General features: G+C 71.5%; 15 protein-coding genes. 12 read left to right on the top strand and 3 right to left on the bottom strand.

The annotated features are described in order from the left end of the window. Window positions 1-159: 159 nt before the first annotated feature. Complete coding sequence (locus tag AB0I66_RS31705; RefSeq protein ID WP_363211400.1) at window positions 160-645, bottom strand: heme-degrading domain-containing protein; 486 nt, start codon at window positions 643-645, stop codon at window positions 160-162. Next, entirely contained in the window at window positions 642-1730 is a 1089-nt protein-coding gene (locus AB0I66_RS31700) for a Gfo/Idh/MocA family oxidoreductase (protein WP_363211399.1), read from the bottom strand. The genes AB0I66_RS31705 and AB0I66_RS31700 overlap by 4 nt, the downstream gene beginning before the upstream one ends. A 56-nt stretch (window positions 1731-1786) precedes the next feature. On the opposite strand from AB0I66_RS31700, the gene AB0I66_RS31695 reads away from it, so the two are divergent. The 12 genes from AB0I66_RS31695 (at window position 1787) to AB0I66_RS31640 (ending at window position 12885) form a co-directional block, all read left to right on the top strand. Further along, a complete protein-coding gene (locus AB0I66_RS31695; RefSeq protein WP_363211398.1) occupies window positions 1787-2956 on the top strand; it encodes an ROK family transcriptional regulator in 1170 nt (389 codons plus the stop codon). Between the two features lie 460 nt (window positions 2957-3416). Further along, entirely contained in the window at window positions 3417-4031 is a 615-nt protein-coding gene (locus tag AB0I66_RS31690; protein WP_363211397.1) for a hypothetical protein, read from the top strand. 61 nt (window positions 4032-4092) lie between these two features. Then, window positions 4093-4887 carry a GntR family transcriptional regulator gene (locus tag AB0I66_RS31685; protein WP_363211396.1) on the top strand — a complete coding sequence of 265 codons (795 nt, stop codon included), beginning with the start codon at window positions 4093-4095 and terminating at the stop codon, window positions 4885-4887. Between the two features lie 165 nt (window positions 4888-5052). Continuing rightward, window positions 5053-6177 carry a TIGR03364 family FAD-dependent oxidoreductase gene (locus AB0I66_RS31680; protein ID WP_363211395.1) on the top strand — a complete coding sequence of 375 codons (1125 nt, stop codon included), beginning with the start codon at window positions 5053-5055 and terminating at the stop codon, window positions 6175-6177. Window positions 6178-6194: 17 nt separating this feature from the next. Further along, a complete protein-coding gene (locus AB0I66_RS31675) occupies window positions 6195-6893 on the top strand; it encodes a phosphonatase-like hydrolase (RefSeq protein WP_363211394.1) in 699 nt (232 codons plus the stop codon). After that, window positions 6890-7942: an ABC transporter ATP-binding protein gene (locus AB0I66_RS31670; RefSeq protein WP_363211393.1), complete on the top strand. Its 1053-nt coding sequence runs from the start codon at window positions 6890-6892 to the stop codon at window positions 7940-7942. Before AB0I66_RS31675 ends, AB0I66_RS31670 begins: the two co-directional genes overlap by 4 nt. Beyond that, entirely contained in the window at window positions 7935-8807 is an 873-nt protein-coding gene (locus AB0I66_RS31665; RefSeq protein ID WP_363211392.1) for a 2-aminoethylphosphonate ABC transporter permease subunit, read from the top strand. The genes AB0I66_RS31670 and AB0I66_RS31665 overlap by 8 nt, the downstream gene beginning before the upstream one ends. Beyond that, window positions 8794-9591: an ABC transporter permease subunit gene (locus tag AB0I66_RS31660; protein WP_363211391.1), complete on the top strand. Its 798-nt coding sequence runs from the start codon at window positions 8794-8796 to the stop codon at window positions 9589-9591. The genes AB0I66_RS31665 and AB0I66_RS31660 overlap by 14 nt, the downstream gene beginning before the upstream one ends. Window positions 9592-9623: 32 nt before the next feature. Beyond that, window positions 9624-10712, top strand: a complete 1089-nt coding sequence (locus tag AB0I66_RS31655; protein WP_363211390.1) for a 2-aminoethylphosphonate ABC transporter substrate-binding protein — start codon at window positions 9624-9626, stop codon at window positions 10710-10712. A 107-nt stretch (window positions 10713-10819) separates the two neighbouring features. After that, entirely contained in the window at window positions 10820-11599 is a 780-nt protein-coding gene (locus tag AB0I66_RS31650) for an HAD-IIA family hydrolase (protein ID WP_363211389.1), read from the top strand. A gap of 71 nt (window positions 11600-11670) precedes the next feature. Further along, window positions 11671-12204, top strand: coding sequence for a hypothetical protein (locus tag AB0I66_RS31645; RefSeq protein WP_363211388.1), 534 nt, complete (start codon window positions 11671-11673; stop codon window positions 12202-12204). Between the two features lie 15 nt (window positions 12205-12219). Further along, complete coding sequence (locus AB0I66_RS31640) at window positions 12220-12885, top strand: class F sortase (RefSeq protein ID WP_363211387.1); 666 nt, start codon at window positions 12220-12222, stop codon at window positions 12883-12885. Window positions 12886-13237: 352 nt separating this feature from the next. On the opposite strand, the gene AB0I66_RS31635 is transcribed toward AB0I66_RS31640, so the two are convergent. Next, a complete protein-coding gene (locus AB0I66_RS31635) occupies window positions 13238-13714 on the bottom strand; it encodes an ANTAR domain-containing protein (protein ID WP_363211386.1) in 477 nt (158 codons plus the stop codon). Window positions 13715-13841: the final 127 nt, after the last annotated feature.

The following is a 13841-nucleotide window of genomic DNA, read 5'->3' as shown; positions in this document are numbered from 1 at the left end:
GGCGGGGCGGGGCGGGGCGGGGCGCGGCGGGCGCGCGGCGGATCTTGGCGCCCCCGGGTGGGGTGGAGTCAGCGTGGCCCTCGCCGACTCCACCTGCGGGTGCGTCGTGCCTGCTGCGGGTGCGTGCGTGGTGCCTGGTCGCGCAAGTTCCCCGCGCCCCTACGGCGCGAACCGCTCCAGCGCCTCCACCACCAGCGCGTGGTCCGCCGCCTGCGGAAGGCCGGAGACCACCACCGTGCCGATCACGCCCGCGCCCCGCACCGCGATGGGGAACGCGCCGCCATGTGCCGCGTACACGTCCGGGTCCAGGCGCGAGGACTCCTCGAACGTCGTCCCCTTGGCGCGGAAACGCGTGCCGACCAGGAACGACGAGCAGCCGTAGCGCTCGACGACCCGGCGCTTGCGCGCGATCCAGGCGTCGTTGTCCGGGGTGGACCCGGGCAGCGCCGCGTGGAAGAGCTGCTGGCCGCCGCGGGTGATGTCGATGGCCACCGGGGCCTGGCGCTCGCGGGCCAGCTCGACCAGGAGGCTGCCGAGTGCCCACGCGTCCTCGTACGTGAAGTGGGGGAGGACCAGGCGCAGTTCCTGGGCTTCCAGTTCGTCCACGGTCGGTGCGGCGGGCGTTGTGCTGCTGGGCGTCGTCATACGACCACCGTCACACCGTCGCGGGCCGAGCGGCGCGCCGCTTCCAGGACGTCGAGAGCTGAGGCGGCCTCGTGCGCGGAGACCGGGTTCCGGCCGGTGCCGCGGAGGGCCGCCGTCACGGCCGCGTAGTACGCGGGGTAGTCACCCGGCAGCGTCTTGACCGGGGCGCCGCCGCCGGTCAGCGGGGACTCGCCGGAGCCGACGCGGCCCCACATGCATTCGAGCTCCTCGCCCCAACTGGCCTCGCTCGACGGGCGCTTGCCGTCCCGCAGTGCTGCTTCCTGCGGGTCGAGGCCGTACTTCACATAGCCCGCGGCCGAGCCGAGCGCGCGGAAGCGCGGGCCGAGCTGGGCGGTGGTGGCGCTCACGTACAGGTGCGAGCGGACGCCGCTCTCGTGCGTGATCGCGATGAACGTGTCGTCGTCGGCCTCGGCGCCGGGGCGGCGGACGTCGGACTCGGCATACACGGACTTGGCGGGGCCGAAGAGGACCAGTGCCTGATCGACGACGTGGGACCCGAGGTCGTACAGCAGACCTCCGATCTCTTCGGGGTTTCCGGACTCGCGCCAGCCGCCCTTCGGCTGCGGGCGCCACCGCTCGAAGCGGGACTCGAAGCGGTAGATGTCGCCGAGTTCGCCGTCGGCGATGAGCTTCTGGAGGGTGCGGAAGTCGTTGTCCCAGCGACGGTTCTGGAAGACGGAGAGGAGCAGGCCGCGGTCGTCGGCGAGTGCCGCGAGCTCGCGGGCCTCGGCGGCGGTGCCCGCGATCGGCTTGTCCACGACGACGGGGAGGCCGGCCTTGAGGGCGGCGGTCGCGAGCGCGACGTGCGTCTTGTTGGGGGACGCGATCACCACCAGGTCGAGCTCGTCCGCGCGGGCCCAGAGGTCGTCGGCCGAGGCGGCGAAGTTCAGCGCGTCACCGAACTCGGCGCGGGCCTGCGCCTGCCGCTCGGGGTTCGACGTGACGACCGTGTCGAGGACGAGGCCCTCGGTGGCGGCGATCAGCGGGGCGTGGAAGACGGAGCCCGCGAGGCCGTATCCGATGAGGGCGACGCGTAGCGGGGAGCCTGTGCCTGTACCAGTCATGGTTTCCACTTAAGCAACGGTGTTGCCAAAGCGCAAGCGCGTACGACAATGGGGGTGTGAACAGCACTGATGCGAGGGCCGAGAACAGCGGTAGCGGGCGCAGGGCGGGCGCCGGAGTGAATCTGCCCGCGCTGCGCGGGCACAACGCCGCCCTGGTGCTCGACCTGCTGCGCACAGCGGGCGAGGCCGGCATCAGCCGCCTCGAACTGGCCGAGCGCACGGGCCTCACGCCGCAGGCCGTCAGCAAGATCACCGCGCGGCTGCGGGCGGAGGGTCTCGCGGCGGAGGCGGGCCGTCGCGCCTCCACGGGCGGCAAGCCGCGCACGCTGCTGCGGCTCGTCCCGGACGCGGGCCACGCGATCGGCCTCCACCTGGACCGCGACGAGCTGACGGCGGTCCTCGCCGACCTCACGGGCCACGTGGTCGCGGAACGCCGGGCACCGCTGGACTTCGCCGCCGGGGCGGAGGCGGTGGTGGAGGTGGCGGTGGGGGTGGTGCGGGGGCTGGCCCCGGGGCCGGAGGCCGATGAGGTTGCCCCGGCCGGTACGGGGCTCCTCGGTGTCGGCATCGCGCTGCCCGGCCCGCTCGACCACTCCGCCGGAGTGCTGCACCGCGTTACCGGTTTCCCCGCGTGGGACGGCTTCCCGCTGCGGGACGCGTTCGCCGGGCGGCTCGGGCTGCCGGTGGTCGTGGACAAGGACACCAACGCCGCCGCGCTGGGCCTCGCGCTGGGCGGGGAGGCGGAGTCCTTCGCGTATCTGCACCTCGGTACGGGCCTGGGGGCGGGCCTCGTGCTGGGCGGCGGTCTTTACCGCGGGGCGCGGACGGGGGCGGGCGAGTTCGGCCACCAGGTGATCCAGCTGGACGGCCCGCGGTGCGGGTGCGGCGACCGCGGCTGCGTCGAGGCGCTGTGCCTGGCGGCGGTGGCGCGGGGCGATCTGGACGAGGCGGCGCGGGTCCTGGGGGTGGGGGCGGGCAACCTGGTCAGCCTGCTCGACATCGACCTCGTGCTGCTCGGCGGCCGAGCGGTCCTGGCCGACGAGGGACGCTTCGTACGAGGTGTCGGCGCGGTCGTCACCGAGCGAGCGAGGAGGGGCGGCGGCACGGAGGTCCCGGTCGCGGTGGCTCCCGGGGGCGACCGAGCCGTAGCGGAGGGCGCGGCGCAACTGGTCCTCGCCCCCCTCTTCGGCAGGGCGAACGTGGCGTTTCCGGTGGGGCGGGGGTAGGGGGCGGGGGACTTTTCAGCCCCTCCGGAACTCCGACTCCTCCGGAAACCCCATTAACCGAAAGTCGGCTGATAGGGCGTATTTACGGGGTCCAGTCGGACGTACGGGGCTGTGGCGTGGCCGGGGGAGGGGCTGAGGCGTGGCAATCTCGCGGGCCATGCTCCCTGTCTTACGGCCCCGCTCCCGCTCCCGCCCGTCCCGCGCCCAGCAAAGGCCACGCATGCGACTCCGCCGCCCGCTCGCCTCCGGTTTGGCCACCGTCGCCACCCTCGCCACTGCCGTCGTCCTCGCGTCCGGAGCGGTTCCAGCGGCTGCCGCCTCCGTAGGACGACCCCCCACAGCAGCCCAACCCCCCACCTGCTCCGACCCCAACGGCGAGGGTTTTCCCATCGGGACGCGGATTCGGGGTGGGCCCCAGGGCTACGAGGCCGGGGGTGGGTTTCGGCGGTGGGGTGTTGAGTTGGACAACACCACCCGTGGTGTCTGCGGGAACATTCACCCCGTCGTCGTCATCGTCGACAAGGAGCGCGAGCTGCGGCCCCGGCAGGTTCAGTTGGAGTTCCACGACGGGACTCGTTGGCGGCCCGTCACGTTCGAGCGGACCGGCCGGGACGAGAACATCGGCGTCTTCGACGACGGATTCCCCGGGTTCACGGTCGAGGCGGGGCGGACCCTCACCGTCAAGGTGCGGCTCTCCTTCACCTCCGAGGCCCGCTCCGAACGCGCCGTCATCTCCGCCGCAGTCGTCCAGCGCCGTGCCGACGACGGCGACTGGGTGGGCGAGTCCGAGGACTACCCCTTCGGCATCGATGCGGGCGACGGAGACGACCCCCGCCTGGACAGCGGTGAGACCGACGCGGGCGAATCCCCTGGCACCGAGACCGATGCCGGCGTCGACGGTGGCGGCGGCAGCAGTGGCGGACGTACGCACTCCGACGCCGACGGAGCCCATGAACTCGCCGCCACCGGGCCCCGCGCCCTGCTCGGCGTCAGTGCCGTCGCGAGCGCGCTGTTCGCCGGAGGCTGGGCACTCGTCGTCGGGACCCGGCGTCTGCGGGCCACCCGCAGGCGCTGAGCAACCCCCGCCTCCCCTTCCGTTCACCTTCCGGTTCACGTACGTCTGCGAACATCCCCGGGTGAACAACCCGAACCCCCCGCACCCACCCGCGCACCTGCTCGACCAGGCCCCCGGCGCCCCCATCCGCTCCGGCATCCCCGAGCACGGGCGCATCCCGAAGTACTACGCGGTGAAGGCCAAGATCGCCGACCTGACGGAGGAGTTGGGGGACGGGCAGGCGCTGCCGACCGAGCGGGATCTCGCCGTCCGGTACGAGGTCGCGCGGGAGACCGTGCGGCAGGCGCTGCGTGACCTGTTGCTGGAGGGGCGGCTGCGCAGGCAGGGTCGCGGCACCGTCGTCGCGGGCCCCAAGCTGGAGCAGCCGCTGTCCCTCGCCAGCTACACCGAAGGCGTACGGCGACAGGGGCGCACCCCGGGGCGACATCTCATCTCCCTCGATCGATTCCCCGCCCCCGAAGCACTCGCCGCCGAGATCGGGGTCGGAAAAGGCGAGCCCGTCTGGCACATGGAGCGCGTGCTGCTCGCCGACGAGGAGCGGGTGGGGCTTGAGAGCACGTATGTCTCCGTGGGGCGAGTCCCCGCCCTCGACCGTGACTTCGAGCCCGACTCCTCCTTCTACGCCTACCTCCGCGACCGGCTCGGCATCTCCTTCGGCGACGCCGACGAACGCATCGAGACCGTCCTCGCCACCCCCCGCGAGGCCCTCCTCGTCGGCACCCCTCCCGCCCTGCCCATGCTCCTGATCCACCGCGTGTCGCGTGACACCTCCGGCCGCCCCTTGGAGCGCGTCCGCACCCTCTACCGCGGCGACCGGTTCTCCTTCACCACACATCTGGGGGGCGGCGGCGCCTGAACAGCGCTCCTGAACAGCGGCGCCTGAACTCCCCGTACGCGCCGAGGAGATGCACGCCAATGATAACGAGAAAGTAACGGGTCTGGGCCAAGCTTGGGTGCCCGTTCACCATCCCGTTGCCGCCCGGCCCTCGGCGGGTCACTCCTCCCCAGGAGCGTTGCCGCCGTGAGAGTCATCGTCGTAGGAGCCGGCGTGGTGGGAACCATGCACGCCTGGCACGCAGTGGAACGCGGCCACGAGGTCGTACAGATCGAGCGCGAGAGCGAGGCCCGCGGGGCGTCGCTGCGCAACTTCGGGCAGATATGGGTGAGCGGCCGCGCCGGGGGCGAGGAGCTGGAGACCGCCCTGCGGGCCCGTGAGCTGTGGGAGGAGATAGGCGCACGGGTGGAGGGCATCGGCTTCCGGGCCAACGGCTCCCTCACCCTCGTGCGCAACGAACGCGAGCGCGCGGTCGCCGAGGCCGCCCTCGCCCGCCCCGACGCCGCGGCCCGCGGCTACAAGCTGCTCGACGCCGACGAGGCCCGCGCCCTCAACCCGGCGCTGCGGGGTGACTTCGTCGCCGGACTGTGGTGCGAGAGGGACGCGGCGGTGGAGCCGCGCACCGCTCAACTCCGGCTGCGCGAGGCCCTTCGCGCCTCACCCCGCTACACCTTCCTGCCCGGCCGTGAGGTCCGCGAAGTCGTCGGCGAGAACGCGGTGCGGGACGACCACGGCGACATCCACACCGGTGACGTCGTCGTGCTCGCCACCGGTGCCTGGCTCGGCGGTCTTGTGCGGGAGCTGGCGGGGCCCGACCTGCCCGTGCGGCGCGTGCGGCTCCAGATGATGCAGACGGAAGCCCTCGGCGAGGCGCTCACCACCTCCGTCGCCGACGCCGACAGCTTCCGCTACTACCCCGCGTACAAGTCGGACGCCCTGGACGCGCTCAACGCCGGGCAGGCGCAGACGCCGACCGCCGCCGAGCACAAGATGCAGCTCCTGATGGTGCAGCGCGAGGACGGCGGCCTGACCATCGGCGACACCCACGAGTACGAGCACCCCTTCGCCTTCGACACCCTCGAAGACCCCTACGACCACCTGACCGAGGTCGTCGAGGGCTTCCTGGGCCGTCCGCTGCCGAAGATCAGGCGGCGCTGGGCCGGGGTGTACGCGCAGTGCGTCGACATGGCCCGCGTGGTGCACCGCCAGCAGGTCCGCGACGGCGTGTGGCTGGTCACCGGGCCCGGCGGGCGCGGCATGACGTGTTCGCCCGCGATCGCCGAGAAGACCGCCGACGAGTTGGGATGGTGAGGGAGATGGTGAGGGAGTTGACCGCACAGAGCGGCATTGGCCTCGTGGTTCTGGACATGGCGGGGACGACCGTCGCGGACGGCGGGCTCGTCGAGGAGGCCTTCTCCGCCGCCGCGCTGGAACTCGGCGTCGAGCCGGGCTCGGCCGACCACACCGAGAAGCTGGACTACGTACGCGCCACCATGGGCGAGTCCAAGATCTCCGTCTTCCGGCATCTGTTCGGCGAAGAGGCTCTCGCCCAGCGGGCCAACGTCGCCTTCGAGAAGGCGTACGGAGAGCTGGTCGACGGCGGCCGCATCGCGCCGATCCCCGGCGCGCGGGAAGCCGTCCAGGAGCTCAAGTCCGCCGGCCACACCGTGGTGTTGACCACCGGATTCGCCCGCGTCACGCAGGACGCCATCCTCGACGCGCTCGGCTGGCGGAACCTGGTCGAGCTGACCCTGTGCCCCGCCGACGCGGGCGGTCGCGGGAGGCCCTACCCGGACATGGTGCTCGGTGCCTTCCTGCGGACGGGGGCGGTGGACGGCGTCCGGCAGATCGCCGTCGTGGGCGACACGGCGTACGACATGCTCAGCGGCGTACGATCCGGCGCCTCGGTCGTCGCCGGAGTGCTGACGGGGGCGCACGACGACGCGACGCTACGGGCCGCGGGGGCCACACACGTCCTCGGGTCCGTCGCCGAACTGCCCGCCGTGCTCAGGGGTGTCGGCGGATGAGCAGCGGCATCCGCTTCGACGGCGTCTCGGTCGCCTACGGCAAGAACACCGTGCTCGACTCGCTCGACCTGACCGTGGAGCCCGGCGAGGTCATGGCCCTGCTCGGGCCTTCGGGCTCGGGCAAGACGACCGCGCTGCGGGCCGTCGCCGGGTTCGTGCGGCCCGCGTCAGGGCGGGTGTTCATCGGGGAGCGCGATGTCACCGGCCTGCCGCCGCATCAGCGGGGGATCGGGATGGTCGTCCAGCAGTACGCCCTCTTCCCGCACATGCGGGTCGCCGAGAACGTCGCCTTCGGCATGAAGGCGCGGAAGGTCGCCAAGTCCGAGATACCGGGGCGGGTGGCCGAGGCGCTGGAGATGACGGGGATGGGCCCGTACGCCAAGCGGTTTCCCCGGGAGCTTTCCGGTGGGCAGCAGCAACGGGTCGCCATCGCACGGGCGTTGGCCATCCGGCCGGGAGTGCTGCTGCTCGACGAGCCGCTCTCCGCGCTCGATGCGCAGTTGCGGTCGGGGATGCTGGGTGAACTCGCACGGCTGCACCGGGAGTTGCCGGATGTCTCCATCCTTTACGTCACCCATGACCAGGTGGAGGCCCTGACCCTGGCGGACAGGATCGCCGTCATGGACCGCGCGAGGCTGCGGGACTGCGGGACGCCGCAGGAGCTTTACCGGGCGCCCCGGACGGAGTTCACGGCTTCTTTCGTGGGGAACGCGAATCTCCTCTCGGTGCGGGTGGGTTCTGGCACCGTCTCGTTCGGGGGCGCCGACCTGAAGGTCGACACAGCTGATGCGACGCCGGGTGCCACGGCCACGTTGTGCGTGCGGCCGCATCTGGTCGGCCTTGGGGAGGGCCCCAACGCCCTCTCCGGCCGCGTCGCCGAGGTCCAGTGGCGGGGTGCCACCCACCGGTTGTACGTCGATGTCGCCGGGCAGCGGGTGAAGGCTGACCTCCGGGAGCTTCGGAACCCGCCGGGTATCGGTGACGAGGTCACCCTGCACTTCGCGCCGGAAGACGCGGTGTTGCTGTCGGGTGGTGTGACCGATGGCTAGCGTCACGCTGCCCGCGCCCCAGGAGCGGAAGGACAAGCCGCCCCTGAAGGTGCCCGGATGGGTCTGGGCCCTGCCCCCCGTCACAGCCCTCGCCCTCTTCTTCCTCTACCCCCTCGCCCTCGTCGTCCAGCAGTCCCTCCGGCCCGACACCGGCGGGACCTCCCTGCAGCCCTACTCCGACGTCTTCGCCTCCGAAGCGTTCCGGGACGCGCTCGGGACCACCGTGTGGCTGGCCGTCGGGTCCACCGCCGGATGTCTCGTGCTCGGGTTCGCGCTCGCGCTGGTCATCGCCTTCGTGCCGTTCCCGGGAGGGAAGGCCGTCGCCAGGTTCATCGACGTCTTCCTCTCTTTTCCGTCCTTCCTCATCACCCTCGCCCTGCTGTTCCTCTACGGCACCAAGGGGGTGGCCAACGGGATGTGGACGGACGCCACCGGGGCCGCCGAGGGGCCGTTCCAGTTCCTGACCACCCCCTGGGGCGTGCTCCTCGCGGAGATCACGTACTTCACGCCCTTCGTGATGCGCCCGCTGCTCGCCGCGTTCTCGCAGATCGACACCGCGCAACTGGAAGTGGCGTCGAGCCTCGGGGCGAAGCCGGGCCGCATCATCCGGCGGGTCATCCTGCCCGAGGCGCTGCCCGCCCTCGCCGCGGGCGGCAGCCTCGTACTCGTCATGTGTCTGAACGAATTCGGGATCGTCCTCTTCACCGGGGCGAAGGGGGTCACGACCCTTCCGATGCTCGTCTACAGCAAGGCGATCCTCGAGTCCGACTATCCGGCGGCCTGTGTTGTCGCCGTGGTCAACATCGCGATCTCCGTGGGTCTTTACAGCCTCTACCGGGTGGTGAGCCGCCGTGTTGGTGCATAGCCGCAAGGGGAAATGGGCCACCTGGGTCCTGTTCCTCGTCTTCTTCCTGCCGCTCTTCGCGCTGCCTCTGCTGGTGATCCTGGCCGCGTCCTTCTCCTCGCACTGGTCCGGCGCTTTTCCGTCCGGGTTCACCACGGGGCACTACGAGTCCGCCACCCGCGGGGAGTCGCTCCAGGCGCTCACCACCAGCCTGGTCACCGCCGTCGGGGCCAGCCTGCTCGCGCTGACCGTCGGGACCTGGGCCGCGCTCGCCGCCGCCTCGCTGAAGAAGGGGGGCAAGCGCCTCCTCGACACCCTCTTCATGCTGCCGGTCGCGGTGCCCTCCGTCGTCGTCGGGCTCGCGATCCTGGTGGCGTTCAGCAAGCCGCCGATGATCCTCAACGGCACGCGCTGGATCGTGATCCTCGCGCACACCATCCTTGTCACCGCGTTCGCCTACCAGTCCGTTTCGGCTGCCGTCGTCCGACTCGACCCGGCGTACGAACAGGCCGCGGCATCGCTCGGTGCCCGGCCCTCGTACGTGCTGTGGAAGGTGCGGCTGCCGCTTCTGCTGCCGTCGCTCAACGCGGCCGCCGGCCTCTGCTTCGCGCTCTCCATGGGCGAGTTGAGCGCCACGATGATGCTCTACCCGCCGGACTGGATGCCGCTGCCCGTGCAGATCTACGCGGCCACCGACCGCGGCTCCCTCTTCACCGGCGCCGCCGTCGCGGTGGTCCTGATGGCGGCCACCCTGCTCGTCCTCTTCGCCTTCTCCCGCATCCGCACCCGCGCCTCCTACCGCTGAGGCCCGCAAGCTCTCAAGGAGCACGAGACGTCATGTCACGCCTTACCCGACTCCGCCACGTCCGCACGCTCGCCGCCGTTTCCGGCAGCCTCGTCCTCGCCGGATCGCTCACCGCGTGCGGCGGCGAATCCTCCGCGTCCGACGCGAAGGAGGTCACCGTCTACAGCGCCGACGGCCTCAAGGGCGAGAACGGCGACGGCTGGTACGACCAGGTCTTCAAGGACTTCGAGAAGAAGACCGGCATCAAGGTCAACTACGTGGAGGGCGGCTCCGGCGAGATGGTGCAGCGCGCCGTCCGGGAGAAGTCCAACACCCAGGCGGACGTGATCATCACCCTGCCGCCGTTCATCCAGCAGGCCGACGAGAAGGGGCTGCTCCAGGCCTACAAGCCCGAGGGGTCCGACCAGGTCGACGGCGCCCTCAAGGCCGACGACGGCAAGTGGACCTCCGTGGTGAACAACTACTTCGGCTTCATCTACAACAAGAAGGAGCTGAGCGGCGGCAAGGCCCCCAAGACCTGGGAGGACCTCACCGACCCCTCGTACAAGGACAAGGTCCAGTACTCCACGCCCGGTGTCGCGGGCGACGGAACCGCCGTGCTCATCAAGGCGATGCACGACTTCGGCGGCAAGAAGCCCGCCATGGACTACCTGAAGAAGCTGCAGACGAACAACGTCGGTCCCTCCGCCTCCACCGGCAAGCTCGCGCCCAAGGTCGACAAGGGCGAACTCCTCGCCGCGAACGGTGACGTCCAGATGAACTACGCCCAGTCCAAGGACATGCCGAACCTCGGCATCTGGTTCCCGGCCACGTCGACGGACCCGGCCGGCAAGCCCACCACCTTCGCGCTGCCCTACGCGGCCGGCCTGGTGAACAAGGCCCCGCACTCCGCCAACGCCAAGAAGTTCCTCGACTACCTGCTGACGCAGAAGGCCCAGCAGCAGGTCAGCGAGATCGGCGGCGGCTTCGCGGCACGCAAGGACATCAAGGCCACGGACGCCGACGCGGTCGCCCTCGACAAGATCATCGACGGGGTCGAGGTCTTCGAGCCGGACTGGGACGACATCTCAGGGAACCTCCGGACGTACGTGGAGGACTGGAAGTCGGCCACCGGCAGCTGAGACGTGATCGGCGGGGTCAAGATCACCGCTTCCTGATTAGGGTGGGGGCGTCGGCACAGCGCTGTCCCGGCGCCCCAGCCAACCCGTACACCGCAGGAGTGCACCCCATGGCAGAGCGCAAGCCCATCGAATCGTGGCTCACCGACATGGACGGCGTGCTCATCCACGAGGGCGTTCCGATCCCCGGCGCGGACGCCTTCATCAAGAGGCTCCGTGAGTCGGGCAAGCCCTTCCTGGTCCTGACGAACAACTCCATCTACACCGCGCGCGACCTCCAGGCCCGGCTGAACCGCATGGGCCTCGAAGTGCCCGTCGAGAACATCTGGACCTCGGCCCTGGCCACCGCGAAGTTCCTGGACGACCAGCGCCCCGGCGGCACGGCGTACGTCATCGGCGAGGCGGGGCTCACCACCGCCCTGCACGACATCGGGTACGTCCTCACCGACCACGCCCCGGACTACGTGGTGCTCGGCGAGACCCGTACGTACTCCTTCGAGGCCATGACCAAGGCCGTACGGCTGATCAACGGCGGAGCCCGCTTCATCTGCACGAACCCGGACGAGACCGGTCCCTCCATGGAGGGACCGCTGCCCGCGACCGGGGCCGTCGCCGCGCTGATCACCAAGGCCACGGGCCGGAACCCCTACTTCGCGGGCAAGCCGAACCCGCTGATGATGCGGACCGGCCTCAACGCCATCGGGGCGCACTCCGAGACCAGCGCCATGATCGGCGACCGCATGGACACGGACATCCTCGCGGGTCTGGAGGCCGGGATGGAGACCTTCCTGGTCCTCACCGGTCTCACCTCGCGCAAGGACATCGACCAGCATCCCTTCCGGCCGTCCAATGTCGTGGACTCCATCGCTGACCTGGTCGAACGCGTGTGAGACCACCCGTTTGCCGCACACGGGAGGCGTGAGCCGGGAACGCGCGTGAACCTCGATACAGGAGGTTCACGATGCGTAGAGGCTCACTCACCCTGCGTGGTATAGCCGGAGCCGCTGTCCTCGCCGCGCTCCCCGCCACGGCTCCCGCACACGCCCACGAAGAGGGCAAGGTGCACGCCACGGTCACGCCGGCCAGTGCCGCGTCCGGGGCGAAGGTGGAGATCAGCGTCAAGGGCTGCGAGGGGACGATCGGCTCCGCGGGGTCCGGGGCGTTCTCCGGAGACGCGAAGCTCACCGGCAGGGACGGCGGCAAGTACGAGCTGAACGGTTCCGCCACGCTGCGGGACGGCGTCAGCGGCACGTACGACGTGACCGTCGTCTGCGACGGCCACCCCCACCAGGGTGTGGGCACCGTGGACGTCGTCAAGCACCGCACCGAGCCCGTCTCGCCGGTCCGCGCGGGCGGCGGCGGCACCGCGCAGCTCGCCGCGCACACCCAGGAGGCGGGCCCCGGCACCCGGCACGCGGTGATCGGCCTGGTGCTCGCCGGGGTGGCGGCGGTGGCCGTGGCGCTGCGCAGCGTCCGCCGCCGCCGCTCCGAGTGACGGGCGAGGGCCGGCATGTCGGGCCATGAGGGGTCGACGGGGCACGGGCGGTTCCTCACCGGGGTCGCCTGGGCGCTGGTGCTCGTCGGACTCTGGCTGTGGGGCAGCGAGATCACCGACGTACGGGGTGGTGTCTCCGAGCCGACGAACGGTGACGTGGCGGCGGTCGGCCGGCCGTTCGCCGTCGAACTCCCGGACGCGCACGAGCCGCTGGGTGACGCCAGGCCGCAGCGCGTCGACGTTCCCTCGCTGAAGGTGCGGGCACCCGTGATCACCCGGGGGCTCGACCAGGACGGCGCCATCGATCCGCCGCCCTTCGAACAGGCGGGCTCCGTCGGCTGGTACGGCGGCGGGACGCGCCCCGGAGCGGAGGGCACGTCCCTGTTCGTGGGCCACGTCGACACCGAGACGCGCCCCGCGGTCTTCTACGACCTCAGCGCGGTGCGGCCGGGCGAGAAGGTCCTGGTGTCCCGGGACGACGGCTCGGTCGCCGAGTTCACCGTGGACGACGTCCAGGTCATCAGCAGGAACCGCTTCGACGCGAAGAAGGCGTACGGCCCCCACGAGGAGGGCCGCGCCGAACTCCGTCTGATCACGTGCGGCGGCACCTTCGACCGGGCCACCAAGACGTACTCGGCGAACGTGGTGGTGTCGGCCTACCTCACCGGAGTGGGCCCGTAGGAGAGGCGCTGCCGGGGCGCGAGCGCACTCCCGCCGCGCTCGCGCCGTGGTGGCGTCGGCCCGGCTTCGGTGCTGGACAACCCGGCCCGGTCGGCGGCCCGCTCCCCCCCGGAGCCGTCGACCGGGCTGGTCCTCGACCGCGCGCGCACGAGCTGCGGGAGTAACCCGGCGCCGGCGCGGGAGGTTCGGTGCCAACCCCGCAATGCGGGATGGACGATCAGGCCGGGGGCTTGGGCCGTCATGACGACTCTAGAACGGATGAGCGCTGGAGCCTAGAGGTGGAATGACGCCAAGTCGTGAGCCGCTTCCCCTCTGTGATCACCGCAGGTGGTGGCGGTTCACGCAATGACCTTCACCAAGAGTCGGACCAACCGCCGCGCAGCGTCGCGTCGTCCAGCGATCCCTTGATCACCTCGGTGGCGACCAGGTCCATGACCAGCCGTTCTCTGCGCGCGTACCGCCGCAGCGCGTCGAAGGCCTCGTCCATCCCGGTGTGCCAGCGCTCGGCGAGAATGCCTTTGGCCTGTTCGATGCGGATACGGCTGGTCAGAGCGCCCTGGAGCTGCGTGGCGAGTGTCCGATACTCCGTGTAGGCACGGTGGTTGTGCAGGCCCACGGCGGCGGCGTCGGCGATCGCCTGCGCCAGCCGCAGCTCTCCGTCGGCGGACGGACCCCAGGGGGCCGCCTCGGGCACGAAGACGTTGAGCGCCCCGAGCAGGGTCTCGCGCTGCCGCAGCGGAACCGCGTACGTCGCCCCGATCCCGTGGCGTCGCGCCAGCGCGGTGAACTCCGGCCAGCGCTTGGCGGGTTCGTCCTCGGTGAGGCGCACCGGCGGGGGGGGGGGGGGCGCGGGGGGGGGGGGGGCGCCCCCCCCCCCCCGGGGGGCCGGCGGGGGGGTGGTTGGGCGCCCCCGCGGGGGGCCCGGGGGGTTGTGGGGGGGGGGGGGGTCGGGCGGG

Origin of the sequence: Streptomyces sp. NPDC050439 (genome assembly GCF_040655335.1) — a bacterium.
Lineage (GTDB): Bacteria > Actinomycetota > Actinomycetes > Streptomycetales > Streptomycetaceae > Streptomyces.
Note: the sequence above shows the minus strand (reverse complement) of the source record. Positions and strands in the feature narration are given on the sequence as shown.